Raw genomic sequence first — 24170 nt, 5'->3', positions numbered from 1 at the left:
TTTTACACAATTTTTTAACAAAAACTGAGACAAGGTCGACTTTTTCTTTCAGCAGTTGATTCTCAGGCGTTTACTGGTTTAATAGAGCGATTACTATCAAGTGGAAACAGGGATTGAGAATGCAGAAGCTCATTAACTCAGTACAGAACTATGCCTGGGGAAGTCACACCGCATTAACCGAACTTTATGGAATTGCTAACCCCAACAATCTGCCGATGGCGGAGCTGTGGATGGGCGCGCACCCGAAAAGTAGTTCACAGATCCTCGATGCCGGCGGCAGCCCGCGCTCGCTGCGCGAATTTATCGAGAGCGATAAAGCCAGCCTGCTCGGCAGCAAGGTCGCCGAGCGCTTCGGCGAGCTGCCGTTCCTGTTCAAAGTGCTGTGCGCCGCCCAGCCGCTGTCGATTCAGGTCCACCCGAATAAGCAGGCCTCTGAAATTGGCTTTGCCAAAGAGAATGCCGCCGGGATCCCACTTGATGCCGCGGAGCGCAACTACAAGGATCCGAACCACAAGCCGGAGCTGGTCTTTGCCCTGACGCCGTTCCTCGCCATGAACGCCTTCCGCGAATTTGCGGAAATCGCCGCGCTTCTGCAGCCGGTTGCCAGCGCCCATCCGGCGATCGGCGAGTTTCTCAGCAGCCCGGATGCTGAACGCTTAAGCCAGCTGTTCGCCAGCCTGCTGAATATGCAGGGCGAGGAAAAATCTCACGCCTTGAGCGTTCTGCAGTCGGCGCTCGACGCCGAACAGGGCGAACCCTGGCAGACTATTCGCCTGATCGCCGAGTTCTATCCGGACGATAGCGGCCTGTTCTCTCCTCTGCTGCTCAACGTGGTGAAGCTGAACCCTGGCGATGCCATGTTCCTGTTTGCGGAAACGCCGCACGCGTACCTGCAGGGCGTGGCGCTGGAAGTGATGGCCAACTCGGATAACGTGCTGCGCGCCGGCCTGACGCCGAAGTACATCGATATTCCGGAGCTGGTTGCCAACGTTAAGTTCGAAGCCAAACCGGCCGCCGAGCTGTTGACGCAGCCGCAGCAGCACGGCAACGAGCTGGACTTCCCGATCCCGGTCGATGACTTTGCCTTCTCCCTGCACGCGCTGTCGGCGCAGGAGTCCACCCTCGCCCAGCAGAGCGCCGCGATTGTTTTCTGCGTCGAAGGCGAAGCAACGATCCGCAAAGGCGAGCAGGCTCTGACCCTGAAGCCCGGCGAATCGGCGTTTATTGCCAGCGATGAATCGCCGGTCACGGTGAGCGGCAGCGGCCGCCTGGCGCGCGTCTTCAATAAGCTCCAGTAAGTTACTGAAGTTTTTAGCCGCTCTTGCTAGACTTTGACCCATCATGACAGCACAACCAGGCGGCTTCTTGCGCCTGGTTTTATTTATGGACAAATACTATGAAGAAATCGCTGGTCGCAGCAGGAATTATCGTGGCCCTGGGCGTGGTCTGGACCGGAGGCTCCTGGTATACGGGCAAGCAGCTGGAAAGCCGGATCGCCGAGGTGGTACAGCAGGCTAATGCTCAGCTACAAAACAGCGCCCCGGAAGCCGGGCTGGAGCTGGGCTGGCAGAACTATCAGCGCGGCCTGTTCAGCAGTCACCTGCAGCTGGTTGTGAAGCCTGCAGCGGGCAAAGAGAGCAGCTGGCTCGCGGCCGGACAGCCGCTGGTGTTTGACGAAGTCGTCAGCCACGGGCCGTTCCCGCTGGCGGCGCTGAAAAGCGGCCACTTTGCCCCGTCGATGGCCTCGGTCAAAACCACGCTGGTCAATAACGAAGCCAGTAAGGCGCTGTTTGATATCGCTAAAGGCAGCACGCCGTTTACCATCGACACCCTGATTGCCTACAGCGGCGACAGCCGGTCGGCTATCGACCTGAAGCCCCTGGATTACAGTAAAGGCGACGAAAAGGTCACCTTTAGCGGCGGCCAGTTCCAGCTCAATGCCGATCGTGACGGCAAGGCGATCGCGCTGACCGGTGAAGCGGGCAGCGGCCAGATCAACGCGGTCAACGAGTACAACCAGAAAGTACAGCTCAACTTCAGCAATCTGAAAACCGACGGTGCCACCGAGATGACCAGCTTTAACGAGCGCATCGGCAAGCAAAAAGTGTCTCTTGAGAAGCTGGCGATTGGCGTCGAAGGCAAAGAGCTGGCCCTGCTGGAAGGGATGAGTATCGACGGCAAATCGACGCTGACCGAAGACGGCAAGGGCATCAACAGCCAGCTTGATTACACCGTTAACAGCCTCAAGCTGCAGAACAAGGATCTGGGCAGTGGCAAGCTGACCGTGAAGCTGGATAATCTCGACGGCCAGGCGTGGCACCAGTTTAGCCAGCAGTACAATAGCGAAGCGCAGGCGCTGATGGCGAAGCCGGAGCTGGCGCAGAATCCGGAGCTTTACCAGCAGGCGCTGACCGAGACCTTCTTTAAGGCGCTGCCGGTGCTGCTGAAGGGCGGCCCGTCGCTGACCATCGCCCCGCTGAGCTGGCGCAACGCGAAGGGCGAAAGCACCTTTAATCTCTCAATTTTGCTGAAAGATCCGACCGTGGTTACCGCGCCGGCGCAAACCCTGGCCGACGAAATTGACCGCAGCGTGAAGTCTCTGGACGGCAAGCTGGTCGTTCCGGTAGAGATGGCGACCGAATTTATGACCCAGATTGCGGGTCTCGAAGGCTATCAGCCGGCTGACGCGGCGAAGCTTGCGGATCAGCAGGTCAAAGGCCTGGCGGCTATGGGACAGATGTTCCGCATCACCGCCATGGAGAATAACGCCATCACCTCCAGCCTGCAGTATGCCGAAGGCCAGGTCACCCTGAACGGGCAGAAAATGCCGCTGGATGAGTTCGCCGGGATGTTCGGCCTGTCGGTTCCCGCGGCGCCAGATTCCGCTCCGCAGAGCGCGGAGCCGGAAGAACTGGTCCCGCCGGTGACGCCTCAGCAGTAAGACGCGAAATAGCCCTCTCCGGAGGGCTATTTTCTGGTCACCAGCCGCGGCGGCATGATCTGGTTGCGCGCTGATTCCGGCCCCTTTTCAAGACGACGCAGAATACACCCGGCGAGGCTTTTGCCCATCTCTCGCGCCGGCGTGGTCACCCAGGTTAGCGGCACGTCATCCAGCGCGGCCTCCGGTACTTCGGCGAACGCCGCCAGCGCAATCCGCTGCTCAAAATAGCTTTCCACGCTGTCTTCGCCGCTCTGGCGCCCTGCCCGCATCAGGCCAAACCACGCGCCGGTGGCGATCACGCTGTTGTAGCACAGCACCGCGGTGATGGTCGGATTTTGCCGCAGCAGTGAAGCCATCGCCTCCGCCGCCAGCTTCTGGCTCGACTCGCACTCCACCACCCATTCGCTATGAAACGGTAGGCCATACTTCAGCAGCGTCGCGCAGTAGCCGCCCACCCGCTCGGCGCGGGTTAACGACGAGCTTTGCCCGCCCAGCCAGGCAATACGCTGATGCCCGCGGCGGATAAGATGCTCGGTGACCATCTGCGCGGCCTGCATATTATCCGGGCGGATTAAATCAATATCCTCGAGGTAGCTGGCCCGGGAGGCAAACACCAGCGGCATGCCGACCTCTGCCGCCCGGTCGCGCAGCTCGCCGCCCTGGTCGATAGCGCCGGCAATAATCACCCCATCGACCCCCTGCGAAACCAGAGTTTCAAAACGCTGGAGCATTTTTTCGCCCCGACGCCCGCCCTGCGTGAGGAAGACCATCTTGCCTGCGGATTCGAGAGCATCCGTCAGCCCTGCGGTAAGCTCCGCGTAGAAGGGCTTCGAGAGGTCACTGACGATGAGTCCAATCACGTCGCTCTGCCCGCCGCGCAGCGAGGCCGCCTGGCGGTTGCGGACAAAGCCCAGGTGCTCAATGGCCTGATTGACGCGTTCGCCGGTGGCGGAAGAGATGCGGCCTTTGCCGCTCAGCACCAGCGACACCGTGCTGACCGAAACGCCCGCGGCCTGGGCCACATCGTTAATGGTGATCTTTCTTGCGATAGCCATACCTGCAACCGACTCCCTGTGGCTGTCGATAAAACGTTTTATCAATGAGTGACCTTTATAAACGTTATTATCGCTTGATTATGTGATTTTTATCGCACTAAAAAGTGGTAAAACGTTTTATCTTTCCGTGATGTTACATCCTACCAATAACCTAAGCAGCAGGATTCGTGTTATGACGGCGAAAACAACTCCAAAAATTACGTTGTGGGAATTTTTCCAGCAGTTAGGGAAAACCTTTATGTTACCCGTGGCCCTGCTCTCATTCTGCGGGATCATGCTGGGCATCGGCAGTTCCTTAAGTAGCCATGATGTCCTCACCCTGCAGCCGTGGCTCAATACCCCGCTGCTACAGGCGGTGTTCGTGTGGATGAGCAAGATCGGCTCTTTCGCCTTCAGCTTCCTGCCGGTGATGTTCTGTATTGCCATTCCTCTTGGCCTGGCCCGCGAAAATAAAGGCGTCGCCGCCTTTGCCGGCTTCGTCGGCTATGCGGTAATGAATCTCGCGGTCAACTTCTGGCTGACGGCGAAAGGCATTCTGCCGACCACCGACGCGGCCATCCTTAAAGCCAACAATATCCAGAACGTTATCGGCATTCAGTCGATCGATACCGGGATCCTCGGCGCGGTGATCGCCGGGATTATTATCTGGATGCTGCACGAGCGTTTTCACAATATCCGCCTGCCGGATGCGCTCGCCTTCTTCGGCGGCACCCGCTTTGTGCCTATTGCGACGACCGTGGTGATGGGGCTGGTTGGCCTCGCCATCCCGCTGGTTTGGCCGATCTTTGCGATGGGTATCAACGCCCTGGGCAGCGTCATTAACAGCGCGGGCAACTTTGGTCCGATGATTTTCGGCACCGGCGAGCGTCTGCTGCTGCCCTTCGGCCTGCAGCATATTCTGGTGGCGCTGATCCGCTTTACCGAAGCGGGCGGCACCATGGACGTCTGCGGCCACAGCGTCAGCGGCGCGCTGACCATCTTCCAGGCCCAGCTGAGCTGTCCGGAAACCCACGGTTTCTCCGAAAGCGCCACCCGCTTCCTCTCGCAGGGCAAAATGCCGGCGTTCCTCGGCGGCCTGCCGGGCGCGGCGCTGGCCATGTACCACTGCGCACGCCCGGAAAATCGCCACAAAATTAAGGGCCTGCTGATCTCCGGCGTGATTGCCTGCGTTATTGGCGGCACCACCGAGCCGCTGGAGTTCCTGTTCCTGTTCGTCGCCCCGGCGCTGTACCTCATCCACGCCCTGCTGACCGGCCTTGGCTTCACCATCATGGCGGTGCTTGGGGTAACCATCGGCAATACCGACGGTAACGTGATTGATTTTGTGGTCTTCGGCATCCTGCACGGCCTCTCGACCAAGTGGTATCTGGTTCCGGTGGTCGCCGCCGTTTGGTTCGCGGTGTACTACGGCATCTTCCGCTTCGCCATCACCCGCTTTAACCTCAAAACGCCGGGTCGCGATATCGAAAACAGCGCCGCCTTTGAGAAAGCCACCGCCGGTAGCGTCGGCAAGTCCGGCTATAACGTGCCGGCGATCCTCGCCGCGCTGGGCGGCGCGGAGAACATCACCTCCCTGGATAACTGCATTACCCGCCTGCGCCTGTCGGTCAGCGACATGAGCAAAGTCGACGCCGCCGCGCTGAAGGCCAACCGCGCCATTGGCGTCGTTCAGCTTAATCAGCATAATCTACAGGTGGTCATTGGGCCGCAGGTCCAGTCGGTGAAGGATGAGATGAGCGTCCTGATGAATACCGTCCAGGCATAAACGCCGCGCCCCCTCCCACCAGGAGGGGGTTTCAGATAAAGGAAGTTCCGATGTTTGATTTCTCAACGCCCGTCGATCGCCACGGTACCTGGTGTACGCAGTGGGATTACGTCGCCGACCGCTTCGGCACCGCCGACCTGCTGCCCTTCACCATCTCCGACATGGATTTCGCCACCGCGCCGTGCATTCTTGACGCCGTCAGCCAGCGCCTGGCCCACGGCGTGCTGGGCTACAGCCGCTGGAAAAACGACGAGTTCCTCGGCGCCGTTAGCCACTGGTTTGCCAGCCGTTTTCAGAGCCCCGTCGAGAGCGATGCCATCGTCTACGGGCCATCGGTGATTTATATGGTGGCAGAAACCCTGCGCCAGTGGTCCGAGGTCGGCGACGGCGTGGTCGTCCATACCCCGGCCTACGATGCTTTCTATAAGACCATTGCCGGCAACCAGCGCCGGCTGGTCCCGGTCCCGCTCGTTGCTCACGATGGCCAGTGGCGCTGCGATATGGCCGAGCTGGAGCGGGCGCTGGCCGAGCCGCGCAATAAAATCCTGCTGCTCTGCAGCCCGCATAATCCCACCGGTAAGGTCTGGAGCCGCGACGAGCTGGCGACGATGGCCGAGCTCTGCAACAAGCACGGCGTCAAGGTTATCAGCGACGAAATCCATATGGATATGACCTGGGAAAACCACCGGCATACGCCGTGGTGCGACGTCGCCCGCGGCCCGTGGGCGCTGTTTACCTCCGCGTCGAAAAGCTTCAATATTCCGGCGCTGACCGGCGCCTATGGCCTGATTGACGACGCGGCCACCCGCGATGGCTACCTCAACGCGCTGAAATCGCGGGATGGCCTCTCCTCGCCCAGCGTACCGGCGCTGGTTGCCCATATTGCCGCCTATCGCGAAGGCGCCGGCTGGCTGGACGCGCTGCGGGCCTATCTGCAGGAGAACCTGCGCTATATTGCCCGCGAGCTGAATCAGGCTTTCCCGCAGCTGAACTGGCAGCCGCCGGAGGCGACCTATCTGGCGTGGATCGACCTGCGGGCGCTCAAGGTGGACGATAGCGCCCTGCAGCAGGCGTTAATCCACGAGCAAAAGATTGCTATCATGCCGGGTTCGACCTACGGCGAGGAGGGCGCGGGGTTTGTGCGCCTCAACGCCGGGTGTCCGCGGGTCAAGCTTGAGAAAGGAGTTCAGGGGCTGATTGCCGCCCTGCGTTCGCTGACCTAGGGCTGCGCGCGGGGCCGTTGCGTAACGCGCATTCACCCGCCCTCACTGGCCGGGCGGGTTGGGCTGGGACAAGCGGAAGTTAACGCGTATCTCCATATCCTTGTAGGGTTTATTCTTCTCGAACTCCCACTGCGCCATCGCCCGCACCACCGCCTCATCAAACAGATAGCGGGGCTGCGAATCCACAATCCGCAGCTCCTCAACTTTGCCCTGCGCGTTGACATCATAGACAACCTGAACGTAGCCCGTCAGATGGTTGGCGTAGGCCACAATCGGATAGACCGGCTGGCTCTTTTTCAGCAGCTTCGGCTGTGATGATGGTTTTTTAACGCCGTCGGTCGCGCAACCCGACAGCAGAAGCAACAGCAGGCATGGGGCCAGCACTGCGCCGATTCTCGTCATCCCTTAACTCCTTATTGATAATTCCTATCAATAAGGTAGCGCAAGCCGGCGCCGCGGTCTTCTACCGAAAATAATAGCTGACGCCTAAAGATCGTCCCGCCGCCGAAAGGCCAGGTACCCGGCGCCGACCGTAAAGATGCCGACAATGAGCACCAGCAACATGAAGCCATGATGGTTGGTCGACAGCGGAATGCCGCCGACGTTCATGCCAAAGAAGCCGGCCACGATGTTAATCGGCAGCGCCAGAACGGTAATCACCGTCAGGGTATACAGCGTGCGGTTGCTTTGCTCCATTTGCCTGGCGGTGATCTCTTCCTGAAGCAGGCTAATCCGCTCGATCAGGCCGGATAAATCGTTCAGCACCACGGTAAACTCCTCCGTGAACTGGCGAAACTCCTGAACTACCGCCCGGTCAATCCATGCCGGAGGGCGATTCAGCAGACGGAACATCGCCGCCGGTTCCGGCGCCAGCAGACGCTGAAAGCGCAGCAGCATGCGCCGCAGGCGCGCCAGATCGGCACGGTTGCGCTGAACGTGGTTACTGAGCAGCCGCTCTTCGATGGCATCAACGTGGCGGCTGGCCTGCCGGACCACCTGCTCCAGCACCTCCTCCTGCTCTTCCAGTAAAAAGGCCAGCAGCTCGGTAGAGGAGTTCACCTTTAGCGCTGCCAGCCGCGGCAGCATCCATTCTATAAAGCGCAGCGGCTTATAGCGCGCCGTCACCACCAGCTTCTGGCTGCAATACAGCCACAGGGTTGATGTTTCAGAGGTGGTCTCTTTGGGGTTAAACAGCACGTCGTTAAGGACGGCAAACAGGCTGTCGCCCTGGCGTTCGATGCGCGTGGTGTGGGAACCATCGCGGATCTCTTCAAAGAAGAAGTCGTCGACGGGAAAATGCGCCATCAGCCATTTTTCGGCGGTGGCATGATTCAGGTTGAGGTGCAGCCAGACAAAATCATTTTCGCCAGCCAGCTCATGGTATTCGGCGCAGACCTCATTGGAGGATATTTGCCGCGGCGCGTTGCCTTCACGGAACAGATAGCCATAAACCAACCCGGACACTTCCATATCAAAATCGGGCTTTAACATTTTTAACGTAACGTCTTGACTCATATATCCCTCAGGATCTCATTGAGCAGTATTCGGGCCCGAACGCGGTCATCTTTCGCTATTTTAGCCACCTTGGCAAGGTTAATGATTTGGTCATAAAACGGTAGCCTGACTGACATATTTGCTTTATCCAGGGGCGTTAATTATGCGCAGGAAAAATAGGCCTTTTGATCCCGTCGAGCGTTTTGGCATGGCCACCAGCGTATTATTCCCTGCTCTTAAACCCCGCCAGGGGTGATTTACCTTCTGAGTTCAGAGGCCTCTCTATGACATGGCAGCAGTTCAAACAAACCTATCTGATTAAATTCTGGGCACCCGCCCCGGCGGTTATTGCCGCAGGGATTCTTTCGACTTATTACTTTGGTATTACCGGCACCTTTTGGGCCGTTACCGGCGAATTTACCCGCTGGGGCGGGCAATTACTGCAGCTTGCCGGCGTACATAGCGAGCAGTGGGGCTACTATAAGCTCATTCACCTCGACGGGACGCCGTTAACCCGCATTGATGGAATGATGATTATTGGCATGTTTGGCGGCTGTTTTGCCGCCGCGCTCTGGGCTAATAACGTTAAGCTGCGTATGCCGCGTAGCCGAATCCGCATTATCCAGGCCGTCGCTGGCGGTATTATTGCCGGATTCGGCGCCCGCCTGGCGATGGGCTGTAACCTGGCGGCATTTTTCACCGGGATCCCACAGTTCTCGCTGCACGCCTGGTTTTTCGCCATCGCCACCGCGATTGGGACCTGGTTTGGCGCCCGCTTTACCCTGCTGCCGGTTTTTCGTATCGCGGTGAAGATGCAGAAAGTCTCCGCGGCCTCGCCGTTAACCCAAAAACCTCAGCAGGCACGGCGCCGTTTTCGTCTCGGGATGCTGGTCTTTTTCGCCATGATTGCCTGGGGACTGCTGACCGCGGTCGACCGGCCGAAGCTGGGCCTGGCCATGCTGTTTGGCGTCGGTTTCGGCCTGCTGATCGAACGGGCGCAGATCTGCTTTACCTCGGCGTTTCGCGATATGTGGATAACCGGCCGGACCTATATGGCCAAAGCCATTATTTTCGGTATGGCCGCCAGCGCAATAGGCATCTTTAGCTACGTGCAGCTCGGGATGGAGCCGAAAATTATGTGGGCCGGCCCTAATGCGGTCATCGGCGGTCTGCTGTTCGGTTTTGGGATTGTTCTCGCCGGAGGCTGTGAAACCGGCTGGATGTATCGCGCCGTTGAAGGCCAGGTTCACTACTGGTGGGTCGGCCTGGGCAACGTTATCGGCTCAACCATTCTGGCCTACTTCTGGGACGACCTGTCGCCGGCGCTGGCCACCAGCTGGGATAAGGTCAATCTGCTGAGCACCTTCGGTCCTTTCGGCGGCCTGCTGGTCACCTATCTCCTGCTGTTTATCGCCCTGATGCTGGTCATTGCCTGGGAGAAACGCTTTTTCCGTCAAAAATCCGCTGCCCTTGCCGGCACTAAGGAAACCGCATGAAAACTATCGTTCCTGATTACCGCCTCGATATGGTCGGCGAGCCCTGCCCCTATCCTGCCGTCGCGACGCTTGAAGCGATGCCGTCATTGAAGAAGGGGGAAATTCTCGAAGTGGTCAGCGATTGCCCGCAGTCGATCAACAATATTCCGCACGATGCGAAAAACTACGGCTACACCGTACTGGATATTCAGCAGGATGGGCCCACCATCCGCTACCTGATTCAGAAATAGATCGGTAAAAGCGGCAGGCCGCCGGCCTGCCGTTCGGCCAAAAAAGCAGCGAGACCAGAACGATAAGCGGCTATTTTTTGGCCAGGATATGATTTCGATCGCGATTCCCGCACCTTATTTCGCTCCCAGGGCAATTGCCTGGCGAACGGACGTCAATAAGACGCCACGCGCGCGGCAACCTCGCCGTACAGCGGCCAGCCCCCGTTCTCCCGCGGTTTACCTGAAGCCGATTTGTAATACAATTAGCCTACTTTTAGCGTGAGGTACGTAATGAACATATTTCAAGCCCAGCCCCAGGATGTCGATAAAATTCTGCCGCTGTATCTAGGCTATCGTAATTTTTATCAGGTAGAAGCCCAGCCGGTTCAGGCCCGTGAGTTTATTCTCAAACGTTTAGAGCTGAATGAATCGGTTATCTTTTTCGCGGAAGTTGACGGCCAGCCCGCCGGCTTCGCGCAGCTCTATCCGCTGTTCTGCTCATTAGAAATGAAAAGAATCTGGCTGCTGTACGATCTCTTCGTCGATGGCAAATCACGTAAACACGGCGTCGCGCAGAAGCTTATCGAGCGCGCAGAGCAGCTGGCTACGGAAACAGATTCCGCCTTTATCATGCTCAGTACCGCGACCGACAACGCCCCGGCGCAGGCGCTGTACGAGCGCAACGGCTTTGTGCGAGATACGGACTTTTTTGTCTACAATAAGATGCTGAACAAATAAGAGATAGTCGATATCAGGGCGTGGCCCTGATATCGAAAAAGAGATTACCAGCCCTTAACCGCATCGCCTTTATACAGTTCCGCCGCCGCCGCGGCCACCTCATCGGTCTGATACGCTTTCACCAAATTTTTTACCTTATCGCTATCTTTATTATCGACGCGGCTGGCAAAAATATTGACGTACGGCGAGTTCTTATCTTCGACGAATAGCCCGTTACGGCTCGGCGAGAGTCCGATCTGGCTGGAAAACGTCGTATTGATAACCGCGAGAGATATTTGCCTGTCGTCCAGCGCGCGCGTCAGCTGCGGAGCCTCAATCTCAACAATTTTTAAGCGCTTCGGATTATTGACGATATCCAGCGCCGTCGGCAGGAGACCAACGCCCTCTTTAAGGGTAATCAGCCCCTGCTTTTGCAGCAGAAGCAGCGAACGCCCAAGGTTTGTCGGATCGTTCGGCACGGCAACCTGCGCGCCGTCCGGCAGCTGGTCGATAGCGGTAATCTGCTTCGAATAGGCGGCAATAGGATAGACAAAGGTGTTGCCCACCGCTACCAGCTTGTAGCCGCGCTCCTGAATCTGCTTATCAAGATACGGCTTATGCTGAAAAGCGTTGATGTCGAGATCGCCGTTATTGAGCGCCTCGTTCGGCAGAACGAAGTCGTTAAAGGTCACCACTTCGACGTCGAGGTTGTACTTCTCTTTCGCCACCTTTTGCACCACCGACCACACCTGCTGGTCAATACCGGCGCTGATCCCCACCTTGATATGATTAGGATCCCCTCCCGCGGGGCCGCAGGCGGTCAGGAGCAGCGAGCCGGCAACGGCCAGCGAAACAGCAAATTTTTTTAGAGTGAATACCATAGTCCCGGAGTCCTTTTTAAAATAGCCTGCCAGTCATTGCAGGAAAAGTAGCACCCGGAACTATAGAAAATATCATCGCCAAAATTAAATACTGATTCACTATGATTAATAGCGTTTTGCTATGAGCGCGGACGGCAGGCCGCCGTTGGTCCACGCTCTCTGCGGCGCGGCCAACGCTGTACGCCAAAATAGCAAAACCCCGGCGCTGGCCGGGGCTAGATTTACGGGGTTCGCAGCGAATTTCGTCAGATGCGCGGGCGCCAGCGCCCTGGGAGCATTTGAATCATCCCGTGGTGGAGCCTGACACCGTCGCACAGATGTTAAAAGACCCCTTTCGGGGCCTTTTGATTAATTGCGTAATCCAGATACGGTGGCTTTTGCCGAAATATAGGGGGCAATATTATCAAATGTAATCATCGAGGATTTACAAAAGATACATTTCGCACCGAATGGATTGCTTTCAGATACATCATAGTTTGATGTTCTGTACTGTGACCCATGGCAGCATGGGCACCTGAAATGAATGTGGTCAGTCATGATGTTAGCCTTCTTTTGCTACAACATTCACTACCGCAGGGGCATTTAGCCATATTTAACTGAAGGTTCTTCTTGACCTTCAATGACAGCGGAAATCACTGTTCGAATGGTTGGTAAAACAAAGACATCATTGTCATTATTTCTTAACGATAAATCTGAAAATCACTCCAGATCGAACCATGTTACTTTATCAGCGATTATTTTGGATGTTGTTAGTTTTTAATTTGCCCGCAGGCGTACGAAATACAAAAATTTACACAATGTAAAATAGTGTCCTGTTTCAGGAGGCGGTCACTCCTTTTACGTACGTTAGCTCAGGGTGATGATTAAGTTGCATCAGCCCACAGAACTCTTCACGCTACAGCACAACATACGGCATTCAGCCTGCTGAAATTTCAGACAAAAACCAATTTACCGCATCGATTAAAGCCAGCAGATACTGCTGACTTAGTTCAACCGCATGCATTTTTTATCAATCTGACTACTCGGGATTACACCGTCATCGTTATCGCAGATTCATAAAAAAGCGAAATTAATTAGTCGCGCAGAACGACATTACCGGCAGCAGGGCCTTTGGCGCCGCTCTCGATAGTGAATTCGACCTTCTGCCCTTCAAATAAAGTTTTAAAGCCATCGCCCTGCAGCGCAGAAAAATGCACGAAAACATCTTTACTGCCGTCTACTGGAGAAATAAAGCCGAAACCTTTACCTTCATTAAACCATTTTACTAAACCAATCATCTTACCAGACATAAGTATTATCCCAATGTTCAAAGCCTTGCGGCGAAAAAGTTCGCATCACAGAAATTAATTAATAACGATAAGGAGGCTCGAAAAAAGGATTATTTAGGAATAACGCTTGAGATGAGGACTGCTTTACTAAACCGCTTTATTGGTTCTGTGTACCAAACCGACCTGCTATTGATCACATAGATAACCATTGATAGCAAGCATTATTTTCTGCCCCCACAGAGAAGCCGTGAATAATTAGCGCAACCTGCAGGTAAACCGCTGCTCGATGAGAAGGCTTCCCCACCGATCGCCCTGCCACTCTTCGGCCAGCATAAAGCCAAACGATTCATATAGCCGACGCGCGGCCGCAAGCTTATTGAAGGTCCAGAGCTGAACGGAACTGAAGCCGCTCGCTTCGCAGAACCTCATCGCTTCGCCGATAAGCCTTCTCCCCGCGCCGCTGCCGCGGCATCCGTCATCAAGGATAAACCAGCGCAGATGCGCTTCGCCGTTGCCAAGATCCTCGCCGTCAATCGCCACAGAGCCGACGATGCGCCCGTTCAACACGGCCAGCCAAATCTGATTGCAGTCCTTGTCCAGACGGCCCGAAAAATCAGCCAGGTCAGCGGCAACTTTGGATTCAAAGAAAACGCCGAAATTATGCTCTCTGGCATAGTAGGTACCGTGCATTTCCACGATGCGGCCGATGGTACCGGGGTGATAGCCGGTAATAATTTCAGGCGCATCCCCGGCCGCGATCTCGCTGTTTTCACGACAGGCGGCCAGGGCACCGGCGTAGTGTTTAAGCCCTTGTGACACCGTCTGCTGCTGATGGGGATTCATTTTTTTCAGCGCGGCAATCACCTGTTCGCTACCGTACTGATTAATTTTCGCCACCGTTTCCCGGCCTTTTGCCGTCAGGCCCAGGTATTTGACTCTCGCATCCTCCGTCGAGGGCACCTCTTCCAGCTCGTTGGCGCTGACCAGTTTTGCCAACATGCGGCTAACGCTGGACTTCTCAAGGCCCAGAACCTGCACCAGCTGCGCCGCCGTCATCAGACCCTGCGCATGCACTTCGAGCAGAGTATGCACTATCGAGGGAGAGTATGGGCTCGCGGCCAGAGTGTTGTTCATGAATCCGAGCTCCCGCACCATCTGCCGGGAAGCCACGCGTATCTCTTCGACGATCTGCATTTCAGTATTCATAAAACCACCCTGACCACATAGTTGTATAATACAACCATAATCACCCGCGTGCTGTCAACGCCCTCACCGGCGCCGCAATTGCTGAAAATGTGCGCGCAGGCAGCAATAGACGCGCGGCAAAGGCGGGAACAAAATCGCAATGTGGGATCTTAAACAGGGCCGGCGGTTCCCGCAGCGCCGCCAGATGCTTGTATAGACAGGATTTTTTTCAATACTTTTAAACAGTTATAGCCCTGTTGTATAATGATGTGCACTTTTACTAAAAAATGAGTGCGACCATGATTGATTCAGCTTTGCCATTAACCGACATTCATCGCCATCTTGACGGCAATATCCGGGCCCAAACGATTCTCGATCTTGGCCGCCAGTTTAACATCGCGCTCCCGGCAACCACCCTCGATACCCTTCGTCCGCATGTCCAGGTCACCAGCAACGAACCCGATCTGGTGAGCTTCCTTGCCAAGCTTGACTGGGGCGTAAAGGTGCTCGCCTCGCTGGAAGCGTGCCGTCGCGTCGCGTATGAAAACGTAGAAGACGCGGCGCGCAACGGCCTGCACTACGTTGAGCTGCGCTTTTCCCCGCGCTATATGGCGATGACCCATCAGCTGCCGGTCGACGGCGTGGTTGAGGCGGTCATTGCCGGCGTGCGCGACGGAAGCCGCGATTTTAACGTTGAAGCGCGGCTGATTGGTATTATGAGCCGCACCTTCGGCGAGGCCGCCTGCCAGCAGGAGCTTGACGCGCTGCTTGCCCATCGCGACGGCATCACCGCCCTCGACCTGGCCGGTGATGAGCTCGGCTTCCCGGGTACCCTGTTTATGCAACACTTCACCCAGGCCCGCGACGCCGGCTGGCGCATTACCGTCCACGCCGGCGAAGCCGCTGGCCCGGAAAGTATCTGGCAGGCCATTCGTGAGCTGGGCGCCGAGCGTATCGGCCACGGGGTGAAGGCGGTGCAGGATCCGGCGCTGATGGACTTTTTAGCCGAGCAGCGTATCGGGATTGAATCCTGCCTGACCTCAAATATTCAGACCAGCACCGTCGCGTCGCTGGCCGAGCATCCGTTAAAAACCTTCCTCGAGCACGGCGTGCTGGCCTCGATTAACACCGACGATCCGGCGGTACAGGGCGTCGATATTATTCATGAATATAACGTTGCCGCCCCGGCTGCGGGCCTGAGCCGCGAGCAAATCCGCCAGGCACAAATCAACGGTCTGGAGCTCGCCTTCCTCAGCGCAGAGGAAAAAGCGGCGCTGATTCAGCGCGTGCAGCGCGTCTAGGATCCTGCCCGGCAGCAATCCTGCCGGGCGTTTTATCTTAAATCAGGCAGAGCGTGGCCCGATGCTTTGCTGATTCAATCCCCAGCTCAATCAGCTCCATAATCTGAATAGCCTGACTCGCCGGTACCGGATTCTCGCCATTCCCGTTTAGCGCATCGCGGATGGCAGCATAGTACGCTGGATAATGACCGGGCAGCGTTAGCCAGCTCTCCTCGCTGCGCTCCTCCCCGTCAACGCGCGTCAGAATGCCATCGCGCATATCGTATCCCCAGTCCTCCTGCGGAAGGCGCTCGCCGTTTTTTAGCCGCTCTTCCTGCGGGTCGAGACCGTATTTGATATAGCTTCCCCGCGATCCGTGCACGATAAAGCGCGCCGTTTCCGCCGCCGCCAGCAGAGTAGCGTGCAGGATCACCCGACGCTGCGGGTAAACCAGCACCGCATGGAAATAGTCGGTAGACTGCGCCCCCGGGCGCAGCTGGGCGAGGTCAACGGTCATGCTGACCGGCAGGCCAAACAGGCCGATCGCCTGATCGAGAAGGTGGGGGCCAAGATCGAACCAGATCCCGCTTCCCGGGCCGCCCCGCTCCCGCCAGCGGTCGCGTATCTGGGGACGATAGCGGTCGAAGTGCGATTCGAAATAGCAGACTTCCCCCAGCAGACCTTCGTGAATCAATGATTTAACGGTTAAAAAATCGCTGTCCCAGCGGCGGTTGTGGAACACCGACAGCAGCCGTCCCCGGCTCCTGGCAACGGCATCCAGCTCGCGGGCCTGTGACAGTGTCACGGTAAAGGGTTTATCCACCACCACATGCTTTCCCGCCTCCAGCGCGGCTTTTGCCAGCGGAAAGTGGGTATCGTTCGGCGTAGGGATCACGATCAGGTCGATGTTGGGGTCGTCTAACAGCTGGCGGGGTTCGGCCACAACCGGCACCGTTGGCCAATCGTTCCGCACCTTAGCTTCATCGCTACTCGACACCGCGGCAAGGGTCATTCCCGGCGTACCGCCGATCAGCGGCGCATGGAACGTTTTACTGGCGTACCCGTAGCCGATTATTGCGACGCGAATATTGTCACTCATCTTGCCACCTCTCTGGCGAAAAGTTCGGGGGTTCACCATAACTATAAGACCCAAATGTCTTATTAGCTTTGCTTATGCATCGTCGACCGCTCACTCTTGCACCAATCGTGAAAACTTCGCCAGCTAATACTTGCGTTGTTTGCGGCATTTAGTAACATTTAGCTCTGTTTTAACTTTCAATAGCAGAATTATGGCAGCCGTTTTCAGCAGAATTGTAGAGCTTATAGGTTGGGTTGTTCTTGGCGTTTCGGCCCTGCTTTTGGTTATCGCGCATCACATTGATAACTACCAATCCCCGCCTCCCGCTAATGTTGTGCAGACAAAATAGCGTTAACGCTAAAGAGTGACCCGCTTCGCAAGTATGCAACCGGTTTCTGAAACCGGTTGCATATCTGTGTACCCCTTCATTACACTCTCCTTATCATTTGCTAAGGAGTTTTTCTCATGGCCGCATTTGCGCAAAATTTTCTTTGGGGCGCCGCTACCGCAGCCTATCAGGTTGAGGGCGGCCACGATGCCGACGGCAAAGGGCCGTCGATCTGGGACATCTACTCTCACCAGCCGGGCGCCACCTTCCAGGGGACCAACGGCGACGTCGCCGTCGATCACTACCACCGCTTTCGCGAAGACGTCGCGCTAATGGCCGAAATGGGCCTGCAGAGCTACCGTTTTTCCATCTCCTGGCCGCGCCTGCTGCCCGGCGGCCGCGGCGAGGTCAATGAAGCCGGCGTTCAGTTTTATAGCGATCTGATCGACGAGCTGCTGGCGCACAATATCGAGCCGATGATCACTCTGTACCACTGGGATCTGCCGCAGGCGCTGCAGGATGAGGGCGGCTGGGAAGCCCGCAGCACGGCGGAGGCTTTCGCCGAATACGCGCGCCTGTGCTACGCGCGTTTCGGTTCACGGGTCAAGCTGTGGGCCACCTTTAACGAGACCATCGTTTTTATTGGTCATGGCTACATTAACGGCTGCCATCCGCCGGCGGTACGCGATCCGGCCCGCGCCATTCAGGCCTGTCACCACGTCTTTGTGGCCCACGCGATGGCGATTAAAGCGTTTCGTGAAATGGGTATTAAGGGCGAGATTGGTTTCGTCAACGTTCTGCAGCCGCATACGCCGCTCACCGATAGCGAAGAGGACCGCCAGGCGACCGAGCTGGCTGACGCTATCCATACCCACTGGCTGTACGATCCGGTGTTAAAAGGCACCTATCCCGAAGGGCTGCTGCAGCAAACCCAGGCGCTGTGGGGCGTTCCGCGCTTTGCCCCCGGCGATGACGCGCTGCTGCGTGAAAACCACAGCGATTTTATCGGCCTGAACTACTATCGCCGCGAAACCGTTTCAGCCCATCCGCAGGAAGGATTAAGCGGCGGCGAGCCTGGCGTTGAGGGCCTGTTCCACTTCGTGCGTAATCCGCAAAGCACCTATACCGAATGGGGCTGGGAAATTTGGCCCCAGGGGTTAACGGACGGCATTATGATGATCAAAGAGCGCTACGGTGATATTCCGATTTACATCACCGAAAACGGCCTGGGCGCCAAAGACCCAATTATTGACGGCGAAATAGTCGACGATCCGCGTATCGACTACCTCAGCGCCCACATCAGTGCGCTGGAGAAGGCGATCGACGCCGGGGCCGACGTGCGCGGCTATTATCCCTGGTCATTTATCGATCTGCTGAGCTGGCTGAACGGCTATCAGAAACAGTACGGCTTCGTTTTTGTCGACCATCAGCAGGGGCTCGCCCGCAAACGGAAAAAGAGCTATTTTTGGTATCAAAACGTTATTGCCAGCCGCGGCCAACAGCGTTAATCTTCTCCTCCAGGCGCCGTCCGGCGCCTGATTCAGCGCTAGAATATTCTTAAATTTCTTGTTACTACACCAGGAATGTAATCAGTTCTTGTCTTTAGTATTTACAACCGAAATAATTCCGCCCAGGCAGCGTTAATTAATAAGGTGCCGCTGGTTTAGAGCAGGTTTACTGAAAGTTGGTAATATTCGACTTAGAGGCGATCCCGCCGGGTAACGGTGCCGCTGTTTGTGATACCGGGAGCGTGGAGCAACCGCAGCGCGCGCGAAGTGCGTGAGGATGCGAGCACGACCCTGGGCTAAAATGGCCAATCAAATAACCTAATGGGACAGGCTCATATTTATTCCGATTATAAAATGGATACGCAAATGACCGTTCAGGACTATTTATTAAAATTTCGTAAAATCAGCTCGCTGGAAAGTCTGGAAAAGCTTTTTGACCACCTTAACTACTCCCTGACCGATAACGAAGAGATTGTTAATATGTACCGCGCCGCTGACCATCGCCGGGCCGAGCTGGTTTCTGGCGGTAAACTGTTCGATATTGGCCAGGTTCCTAAGTCCGTCTGGCGTTACGTGCAATAAAAACTGTTCTGAAGCACGCCAGTTGCTTATACTCCCGCCCTTGATTTTGATCCGTACCTGAACAGGTTGAGCGCCGACCCGCCGGGCAAGCGCGCGCAGCCTGACGCTCAACGGGTATTTCACTGGCGTTAAATCCGGGAGAAAGTATGTCCTCTGACTCTGCAGAACGAATTGGCGGATGGCTGCTGGGGCCGCTTGCGTGGCTACTGGTTGCGCTGTTAAGCGCTTCGCTATCGCTGCTTATCTTTGCCAACGCGCTCATGGCGCCCCAAACGTTCTCCTTGCTGAGCGCAATGAGCGCCGGGAATCTTATTCTGTGGATCGCATCCCTGCTGTTCGCCGTCGCCATGTGGTACTACACCCTGTGGCTGACGCTGGCCTTTTTCAAACGGCGGAAGGTGGTGCCGAAGCACTATATTATCTGGCTGCTGATCTCCCTGCTGCTGGCGATTAAGGCCTTTGCCTTTTCGCCAATATCGGACGTTCTGGCCCTGCGCCAGCTGCTGTTCCCTCTTCTTGCTGCCGCGCTGCTGGTTCCTTACTTCAAGCGCTCCGAACGGGTTAAACGGACCTTTGTTAATCCGTAATAACCCCACAGTTAACCTGTTGTCGCCGGTATCGTTTTATTCGATAATAGGCGGCTTTTTCCGTTTCAGGTCGAATTGATGGCTGATTATTTACTGCTCTTTGTTGGTACCGTCCTCGTCAACAACTTCGTGCTGGTGAAGTTTCTTGGGCTGTGTCCGTTTATGGGGGTGTCCAAAAAGCTGGAGACCGCCATGGGAATGGGGCTGGCCACCACTTTTGTGATGACGCTGGCCTCTATCTGCGCCTGGTTGATTGATACCTGGATTCTTATTCCGCTGAATCTGGTCTATTTACGCACGCTGGCCTTTATTCTGGTCATTGCGGTGGTCGTGCAGTTCACCGAAATGGTGGTGCGCAAAACCAGCCCGGCGCTCTACCGCCTGCTGGGTATCTTCCTGCCGCTGATCACCACCAACTGCGCCGTGCTCGGCGTAGCGCTGCTGAATATTAACCTTGGGCACAATTTTTTGCAGTCCGCGCTGTACGGTTTTGCGGCGGCGGTCGGCTTCTCTCTGGTGATGGTGCTGTTTGCCGCCATTCGCGAGCGTCTGGTGGTTGCGGACGTCCCGGCGCCGTTTCGCGGCAACGCCATTGCGCTGGTGACCGCAGGTTTAATGTCGCTGGCATTTATGGGCTTTAGTGGTTTGGTGAAGTTGTAATATGAGCGCTGTCTGGATAGCCGTCGTTGCGATCAGCCTTCTCGGGCTGATTTTCGGCTTAATTTTGGGTTACGCCTCCCGCCGCTTTGAGGTAGAGGACGATCCGGTCGTTGAAAAGATCGACGAACTTCTCCCGCAAAGCCAGTGCGGCCAGTGCGGCTACCCCGGCTGCCGCCCCTATGCGGAAGCGGTAGGCCTGCAGGGCGAGAAAATCAACCGCTGCGCCCCCGGCGGCGAAGCGGTAATGTTAAAAATTGCCACCCTGCTGAACGTCGACCCGCAGCCTGCTGACGGCGATGCTCAGCAGGCTGAGCCCGCGCGTATGCTGGCGGTCATCGACGAAAAGAACTGTATTGGCTGCACGAAATGCATCCAGGCCTGCCCCGTTGACGCCATCGTCGGCGCGACCCGTGCGATGCATACGGTGATGAGCGACCTCTGTACCGGCTGTAACCTTTGCGTCGCGCCCTGCCCGACGCAGTGTATAGAGATGGTTCCGGTTGCGGCGACCACTGAAACCTGGAAATGGGATCTACACACCATCCCGGTGCGCATCATTCCTGTGGAACAACATGTTTAAGCTATTTTCCGCGTTCAAAAAAGACAAGATCTGGGATTTCAACGGCGGAATTCATCCTCCGGAGATGAAAACCCAGTCAAACGGTACGCCGCTGCGCCAGGTCTCCCTCGCGCAGCAGTTTGTTATTCCGCTTAAGCAGCATATTGGCGCAGAGGGCGAGCTTTGCGTGCAGCCCGGCGATCGCGTTCTGCGCGGCCAGCCTCTTACCCGCGGCTGGGGAAAAATGCTGCCCGTTCACGCCCCGACGTCGGGTATCGTCAGCGCCATCGCTCCGCATTCGACGGCGCATCCCTCCGCGCTGGCGGAGATGAGCGTTATCATTGACGCCGATGGCGAAGACCGCTGGATTGAACGCGACGGCTGGAGCGACTACCAGAGCAAATCCCGCGAAGAGCTTATCGAGCGTATCCACCAGTTCGGCGTGGCCGGGCTGGGCGGCGCCGGCTTCCCGACCGGCATCAAGCTGCGCGGCGGCGGCGACAAAATCGACACCCTGATTATTAACGCCGCCGAATGCGAGCCCTACATTACCGCCGACGATCGTCTGATGCAGGACTGTGCGGCGCAGATTATCGACGGCATTCGCATCCTGGCCCATATTTTACAGCCAAGCCAGGTGCTGATCGGCATTGAAGACAACAAGCCGCAGGCAATCTCCATGCTGCGTGCGGTACTGAGCGATGCGCACGGCATCTCCCTGCGCGTGATCCCAACCAAATATCCCTCCGGCGGCGCTAAGCAGCTGACGCAGATCCTCACCGGTAAGCAGGTGCCCCACGGCGGCCGCTCTTCCGATATCGGGATCCTGATGCAAAACGTCGGTACCGCCTACGCGGTTAAACGCGCGGTGATCGACGGCGAACCGCTGACCGAGCGGGTGGTGACCTTAACCGGGGAAGCGGTTTCGCGCCCGGGCAACGTCTGGGCCCGGCTGGGCACGCCGGTGCGCCATCTTTTGGATGATGCCGGTTTCTGCCCCAGCGCTGAGCCGATGGTGATTATGGGCGGCCCGCTGATGGGCTTTACCCTCCCGTGGCTCGACGTGCCGGTGGTCAAAATTACCAACTGCCTGCTGGCCCCGTCGGCCAGCGAAATGGGCGAGGCGGAAGAGGAAAAGGGCTGCATTCGCTGTAGCGCCTGCGCCGATGCCTGCCCTGCCGATCTGCTGCCGCAGCAGCTGTACTGGTTTAGCAAAGGCCAGCAGCACGACAAGGCCACCACCCACAACCTCGCAGACTGCATTGAGTGCGGCGCCTGCGCCTGGGTCTGCCCGAGCAATATTCCGCTGGTGCAGTACTTCCGTCAGGAGAAGGCCGAGATCGCGGAAATTCGTCTGGAAGAGAAGCGCGCGGCGGAAGCCAAAGCCCGTTTTGAAGCCCGCCAGGCGCGTCTGGAGCGCGATAAGGCCGCGCGCCTCGAGCGGCATAAACAGTCTGCCGTGCAGCCCGCCGCCAAGGATAGCGCGGCGATTAACGCCGCCCTCGCCCGCGTGCGGGAAAAACAGCAGGACGCGGCGCAGCCGATCGTCGTTCAGGCGGGCGCTAAGCCGGATAATAGTGAAGCCATCGCCGCGCGCGAAGCGCGTAAAGCGCAGGCGCGCGCCCGTAAAAACGAACTGGCTGAGTCCGCTCCCGAGGCGTCGGCTGGCGCAGGTCTCGACCCGCGCAAGGCCGCGGTAGAGGCCGCCATCGCCCGCGCTAAGGCCCGCAAGGCCGAGCAGCAGCAGGCGGAGGTCACTACTGTCGCCCCGGAAGCCGAAGCCGTCGACCCGCGTAAGGCCGCGGTAGAAGCCGCCATCGCCCGCGCCAAGGCCCGCAAGGCCGAACAGCAGCAGGCTGAGGTCGTCACCGCCGCCCCGGAAGCCGAAGCCGTCGATCCGCGTAAGGCCGCGGTAGAGGCCGCCATCGCCCGCGCCAAGGCCCGCAAGGCCGAACAGCAGCAGGCTGAGGTTGTCACCGCCGCCCCGGAAGCCGAAGCCGTCGATCCGCGTAAGGCCGCGGTAGAGGCCGCCATCGCCCGCGCTAAGGCCCGCAAGACCGAACAGCAGCAGGCTGAGGTCACTACTGCCGCCCCGGAAGCCGAAGCCGTCGATCCGCGTAAGGCCGCGGTAGAGGCCGCTATCGCCCGCGCTAAGGCCCGCAAGGCCGAACAGCAGCAGGCGGACGACGTAGGGTCCGCCGCCAATGACGATGCGCGCAAGGCTGCAGTCGCAGAAGCAATCGCCCGAGTTCAGGCCAGGAAAGCATCCCGGCAGGCAGTTAACGAGGATTAAATGGTTTTCAGAATCGCAAGCTCTCCCTATACCCACAACCAGCGTCAGACCTCGCGGATTATGCTGCTGGTGCTGCTCGCCGCCGTGCCCGGCATCGTGGTGCAGACCTGGTTTTTCGGCTGGGGCACCGTGCTGCAGCTTATTCTCGCCGCCTTAACCGCCTGGGGAACCGAAGCCGCTATCCTCAAGCTGCGCAAGCAGAATGTTGCCGCTATTCTGGCCGACAACTCTGCGCTGCTGACCGGCCTGCTGCTGGCCGTCAGCATTCCGCCCCTGGCGCCCTGGTGGATGGTCGTCCTCGGTACCGCCTTTGCCGTGATCATCGCCAAGCAGCTGTACGGCGGGCTGGGACATAACCCCTTTAACCCGGCCATGATTGGCTACGTGGTGCTACTGATCTCCTTCCCGGTGCAGATGACCTCCTGGCTACCGCCGCAGGAGATTGCGGCCCACATTCCAGGCTTTACCGACGCGCTGCGGGTCATTTTCACCGGCCACACCGCCGCCGGTGGCGATATGAACGCCCTGCGCCTCGGGATCGACGGTATCAGCCAGGCCACGCCGCTGGACACCTTTAAAACCTCCCTGCACGCCGGCCATAAGGTGCAGGAGATCCTCCAGTACCCGATTTTTGGCGGCGCTCTGGCAGGGCTTGGCTGGCAGTGGGTGAATATCGCTTATCTGGTCGGCGGGCTGTTCCTGCTGTGGCAGAAGACGATTCGCTGGCATATTCCGCTCAGCTTCCTGCTGAGCCTGGCCGTCTGCTCCACGCTCGGCTGGTTTTTCTCGCCGCAGAGCCTGGCCGCGCCGCAGATACATCTGCTGTCCGGCGCCACCATGCTCGGCGCGTTCTTTATTCTGACGGATCCGGTAACCGCCTCCACCACCAACCGCGGGCGCCTTATTTTCGGCGCGCTGGCTGGCCTGCTGGTGTGGCTGATTCGCAGCTTCGGCGGCTATCCTGACGGCGTAGCCTTCGCCGTGCTGCTGGCGAACATTACCGTTCCGTTGATTGATTACTACACGCGCCCCCGCGTGTACGGCCACCGCTGAGGACCCGT

24 protein-coding genes are annotated in these 24170 nt (G+C 57.6%); 16 read left to right on the top strand and 8 right to left on the bottom strand.

Features of this window, described 5'->3' with window-relative positions; translation table 11 throughout:
* Nucleotides 1-119 precede the first annotated feature (119 nt).
* On the top strand, nucleotides 120-1298 hold the full coding sequence (gene manA, locus EDF75_RS12255) for a mannose-6-phosphate isomerase (RefSeq protein WP_133599586.1): 1179 nt from the start codon (nucleotides 120-122) through the stop codon (nucleotides 1296-1298).
* 98 nt (nucleotides 1299-1396) lie between these two features.
* Nucleotides 1397-2941: a YdgA family protein gene (locus EDF75_RS12250; RefSeq protein ID WP_133599584.1), complete on the top strand. Its 1545-nt coding sequence runs from the start codon at nucleotides 1397-1399 to the stop codon at nucleotides 2939-2941.
* 26 nt (nucleotides 2942-2967) lie between these two features.
* Here EDF75_RS12250 and EDF75_RS12245 read toward each other — a convergent pair whose 3' ends face one another.
* On the bottom strand, nucleotides 2968-3996 hold the full coding sequence (locus EDF75_RS12245) for a Mal regulon transcriptional regulator MalI (RefSeq protein WP_041145808.1): 1029 nt from the start codon (nucleotides 3994-3996) through the stop codon (nucleotides 2968-2970).
* Nucleotides 3997-4168: 172 nt separating this feature from the next.
* On the opposite strand from EDF75_RS12245, the gene malX reads away from it, so the two are divergent.
* A complete protein-coding gene (gene malX / locus EDF75_RS12240; protein ID WP_133599582.1) occupies nucleotides 4169-5761 on the top strand; it encodes a maltose/glucose-specific PTS transporter subunit IIBC in 1593 nt (530 codons plus the stop codon).
* A gap of 50 nt (nucleotides 5762-5811) precedes the next feature.
* Nucleotides 5812-6984, top strand: a complete 1173-nt coding sequence (locus tag EDF75_RS12235; RefSeq protein ID WP_133599580.1) for a MalY/PatB family protein — start codon at nucleotides 5812-5814, stop codon at nucleotides 6982-6984.
* 42 nt (nucleotides 6985-7026) lie between these two features.
* On the opposite strand, the gene EDF75_RS12230 is transcribed toward EDF75_RS12235, so the two are convergent.
* Both EDF75_RS12230 and EDF75_RS12225 read right to left on the bottom strand, forming a co-directional pair.
* Complete coding sequence (locus EDF75_RS12230; RefSeq protein WP_133599577.1) at nucleotides 7027-7386, bottom strand: TonB family protein; 360 nt, start codon at nucleotides 7384-7386, stop codon at nucleotides 7027-7029.
* A gap of 84 nt (nucleotides 7387-7470) precedes the next feature.
* Nucleotides 7471-8499 carry a CorA family divalent cation transporter gene (locus EDF75_RS12225; RefSeq protein WP_045858516.1) on the bottom strand — a complete coding sequence of 343 codons (1029 nt, stop codon included), beginning with the start codon at nucleotides 8497-8499 and terminating at the stop codon, nucleotides 7471-7473.
* 263 nt (nucleotides 8500-8762) lie between these two features.
* Here EDF75_RS12225 and yedE point away from each other — a divergent pair, with 263 nt between their 5' ends.
* The 3 genes from yedE to EDF75_RS12210 all read left to right on the top strand — a co-directional run bounded on the left by yedE (nucleotide 8763) and on the right by EDF75_RS12210 (nucleotide 10921).
* Nucleotides 8763-9974, top strand: a complete 1212-nt coding sequence (gene yedE / locus EDF75_RS12220; protein WP_133599575.1) for a selenium metabolism membrane protein YedE/FdhT — start codon at nucleotides 8763-8765, stop codon at nucleotides 9972-9974.
* Nucleotides 9971-10204 (top strand): sulfurtransferase-like selenium metabolism protein YedF, encoded by a 234-nt coding sequence (yedF, locus tag EDF75_RS12215; RefSeq protein ID WP_041145813.1) that lies wholly within the window; start codon nucleotides 9971-9973, stop codon nucleotides 10202-10204. Before yedE ends, yedF begins: the two co-directional genes overlap by 4 nt.
* 270 nt (nucleotides 10205-10474) lie before the next feature.
* The gene (locus tag EDF75_RS12210; RefSeq protein WP_133599573.1) at nucleotides 10475-10921 is read left to right on the top strand and encodes a GNAT family N-acetyltransferase; all 447 of its coding nucleotides are present in this window, start codon (nucleotides 10475-10477) and stop codon (nucleotides 10919-10921) included.
* A gap of 44 nt (nucleotides 10922-10965) precedes the next feature.
* Here the strand turns inward: EDF75_RS12210 and EDF75_RS12205 are convergent, their stop codons facing one another.
* From EDF75_RS12205 to EDF75_RS12190, 4 genes are all read right to left on the bottom strand, one after another.
* Nucleotides 10966-11781: a MetQ/NlpA family lipoprotein gene (locus EDF75_RS12205; RefSeq protein ID WP_133599571.1), complete on the bottom strand. Its 816-nt coding sequence runs from the start codon at nucleotides 11779-11781 to the stop codon at nucleotides 10966-10968.
* A 348-nt stretch (nucleotides 11782-12129) separates the two neighbouring features.
* Nucleotides 12130-12318: a cold shock small protein YmcF gene (gene ymcF, locus EDF75_RS12200; RefSeq protein WP_128878043.1), complete on the bottom strand. Its 189-nt coding sequence runs from the start codon at nucleotides 12316-12318 to the stop codon at nucleotides 12130-12132.
* Nucleotides 12319-12854: 536 nt separating this feature from the next.
* Entirely contained in the window at nucleotides 12855-13070 is a 216-nt protein-coding gene (gene cspA / locus EDF75_RS12195; RefSeq protein WP_041145816.1) for an RNA chaperone/antiterminator CspA, read from the bottom strand.
* Between the two features lie 234 nt (nucleotides 13071-13304).
* Nucleotides 13305-14255, bottom strand: a complete 951-nt coding sequence (locus tag EDF75_RS12190; RefSeq protein WP_133599569.1) for a bifunctional helix-turn-helix transcriptional regulator/GNAT family N-acetyltransferase — start codon at nucleotides 14253-14255, stop codon at nucleotides 13305-13307.
* A 278-nt stretch (nucleotides 14256-14533) separates the two neighbouring features.
* Here EDF75_RS12190 and add point away from each other — a divergent pair, with 278 nt between their 5' ends.
* Nucleotides 14534-15535 (top strand): adenosine deaminase, encoded by a 1002-nt coding sequence (gene add / locus EDF75_RS12185; RefSeq protein ID WP_045858525.1) that lies wholly within the window; start codon nucleotides 14534-14536, stop codon nucleotides 15533-15535.
* Between the two features lie 37 nt (nucleotides 15536-15572).
* Here the strand turns inward: add and EDF75_RS12180 are convergent, their stop codons facing one another.
* Nucleotides 15573-16613, bottom strand: coding sequence for an oxidoreductase (locus EDF75_RS12180; protein ID WP_133599567.1), 1041 nt, complete (start codon nucleotides 16611-16613; stop codon nucleotides 15573-15575).
* 190 nt (nucleotides 16614-16803) lie between these two features.
* Here EDF75_RS12180 and blr point away from each other — a divergent pair, with 190 nt between their 5' ends.
* From blr to rsxD, 8 genes are all read left to right on the top strand, one after another.
* Nucleotides 16804-16941 (top strand): division septum protein Blr, encoded by a 138-nt coding sequence (gene blr / locus EDF75_RS12175; RefSeq protein ID WP_071844930.1) that lies wholly within the window; start codon nucleotides 16804-16806, stop codon nucleotides 16939-16941.
* 116 nt (nucleotides 16942-17057) lie between these two features.
* Nucleotides 17058-18428 carry a GH1 family beta-glucosidase gene (locus tag EDF75_RS12170; protein ID WP_133599565.1) on the top strand — a complete coding sequence of 457 codons (1371 nt, stop codon included), beginning with the start codon at nucleotides 17058-17060 and terminating at the stop codon, nucleotides 18426-18428.
* Nucleotides 18429-18794: 366 nt separating this feature from the next.
* A complete protein-coding gene (gene ydgT, locus EDF75_RS12165; protein WP_041147653.1) occupies nucleotides 18795-19010 on the top strand; it encodes a transcription modulator YdgT in 216 nt (71 codons plus the stop codon).
* A gap of 146 nt (nucleotides 19011-19156) precedes the next feature.
* Nucleotides 19157-19597, top strand: coding sequence for a DUF2569 domain-containing protein (locus tag EDF75_RS12160; protein ID WP_045858531.1), 441 nt, complete (start codon nucleotides 19157-19159; stop codon nucleotides 19595-19597).
* A 78-nt stretch (nucleotides 19598-19675) separates the two neighbouring features.
* On the top strand, nucleotides 19676-20257 hold the full coding sequence (gene rsxA / locus EDF75_RS12155) for an electron transport complex subunit RsxA (RefSeq protein WP_015366851.1): 582 nt from the start codon (nucleotides 19676-19678) through the stop codon (nucleotides 20255-20257).
* Nucleotide 20258: 1 nt separating this feature from the next.
* A complete protein-coding gene (gene rsxB / locus EDF75_RS12150; RefSeq protein WP_045858534.1) occupies nucleotides 20259-20837 on the top strand; it encodes an electron transport complex subunit RsxB in 579 nt (192 codons plus the stop codon).
* Complete coding sequence (gene rsxC / locus EDF75_RS12145) at nucleotides 20830-23109, top strand: electron transport complex subunit RsxC (protein WP_133599563.1); 2280 nt, start codon at nucleotides 20830-20832, stop codon at nucleotides 23107-23109. Before rsxB ends, rsxC begins: the two co-directional genes overlap by 8 nt.
* A complete protein-coding gene (gene rsxD / locus EDF75_RS12140) occupies nucleotides 23110-24162 on the top strand; it encodes an electron transport complex subunit RsxD (RefSeq protein WP_133599561.1) in 1053 nt (350 codons plus the stop codon).
* Nucleotides 24163-24170 lie beyond the last annotated feature (8 nt).

The organism is Klebsiella sp. BIGb0149 (assembly GCF_004362605.1).
GTDB classification, from domain to species: Bacteria; Pseudomonadota; Gammaproteobacteria; order Enterobacterales; family Enterobacteriaceae; genus Klebsiella; species Klebsiella terrigena.
This window is presented reverse-complemented; position numbering and strand designations above follow the sequence as displayed.

Coding starts and splice junctions, on each gene's coding strand:
- manA (WP_133599586.1), top strand. CDS start 120: ATGCAGAAGCTCATTAACTCAGTACAGAACTATGCCTGGGGAAGTCAC.
- EDF75_RS12250 (WP_133599584.1), top strand. CDS start 1,397: ATGAAGAAATCGCTGGTCGCAGCAGGAATTATCGTGGCCCTGGGCGTG.
- EDF75_RS12245 (WP_041145808.1), bottom strand. CDS start 3,996: ATGGCTATCGCAAGAAAGATCACCATTAACGATGTGGCCCAGGCCGCG.
- malX (WP_133599582.1), top strand. CDS start 4,169: ATGACGGCGAAAACAACTCCAAAAATTACGTTGTGGGAATTTTTCCAG.
- EDF75_RS12235 (WP_133599580.1), top strand. CDS start 5,812: ATGTTTGATTTCTCAACGCCCGTCGATCGCCACGGTACCTGGTGTACG.
- EDF75_RS12230 (WP_133599577.1), bottom strand. CDS start 7,386: ATGACGAGAATCGGCGCAGTGCTGGCCCCATGCCTGCTGTTGCTTCTG.
- EDF75_RS12225 (WP_045858516.1), bottom strand. CDS start 8,499: ATGAGTCAAGACGTTACGTTAAAAATGTTAAAGCCCGATTTTGATATG.
- yedE (WP_133599575.1), top strand. CDS start 8,763: ATGACATGGCAGCAGTTCAAACAAACCTATCTGATTAAATTCTGGGCA.
- yedF (WP_041145813.1), top strand. CDS start 9,971: ATGAAAACTATCGTTCCTGATTACCGCCTCGATATGGTCGGCGAGCCC.
- EDF75_RS12210 (WP_133599573.1), top strand. CDS start 10,475: ATGAACATATTTCAAGCCCAGCCCCAGGATGTCGATAAAATTCTGCCG.
- EDF75_RS12205 (WP_133599571.1), bottom strand. CDS start 11,781: ATGGTATTCACTCTAAAAAAATTTGCTGTTTCGCTGGCCGTTGCCGGC.
- ymcF (WP_128878043.1), bottom strand. CDS start 12,318: ATGACTGACCACATTCATTTCAGGTGCCCATGCTGCCATGGGTCACAG.
- cspA (WP_041145816.1), bottom strand. CDS start 13,070: ATGTCTGGTAAGATGATTGGTTTAGTAAAATGGTTTAATGAAGGTAAA.
- EDF75_RS12190 (WP_133599569.1), bottom strand. CDS start 14,255: ATGAATACTGAAATGCAGATCGTCGAAGAGATACGCGTGGCTTCCCGG.
- add (WP_045858525.1), top strand. CDS start 14,534: ATGATTGATTCAGCTTTGCCATTAACCGACATTCATCGCCATCTTGAC.
- EDF75_RS12180 (WP_133599567.1), bottom strand. CDS start 16,613: ATGAGTGACAATATTCGCGTCGCAATAATCGGCTACGGGTACGCCAGT.
- blr (WP_071844930.1), top strand. CDS start 16,804: ATGGCAGCCGTTTTCAGCAGAATTGTAGAGCTTATAGGTTGGGTTGTT.
- EDF75_RS12170 (WP_133599565.1), top strand. CDS start 17,058: ATGGCCGCATTTGCGCAAAATTTTCTTTGGGGCGCCGCTACCGCAGCC.
- ydgT (WP_041147653.1), top strand. CDS start 18,795: ATGACCGTTCAGGACTATTTATTAAAATTTCGTAAAATCAGCTCGCTG.
- EDF75_RS12160 (WP_045858531.1), top strand. CDS start 19,157: ATGTCCTCTGACTCTGCAGAACGAATTGGCGGATGGCTGCTGGGGCCG.
- rsxA (WP_015366851.1), top strand. CDS start 19,676: ATGGCTGATTATTTACTGCTCTTTGTTGGTACCGTCCTCGTCAACAAC.
- rsxB (WP_045858534.1), top strand. CDS start 20,259: ATGAGCGCTGTCTGGATAGCCGTCGTTGCGATCAGCCTTCTCGGGCTG.
- rsxC (WP_133599563.1), top strand. CDS start 20,830: ATGTTTAAGCTATTTTCCGCGTTCAAAAAAGACAAGATCTGGGATTTC.
- rsxD (WP_133599561.1), top strand. CDS start 23,110: ATGGTTTTCAGAATCGCAAGCTCTCCCTATACCCACAACCAGCGTCAG.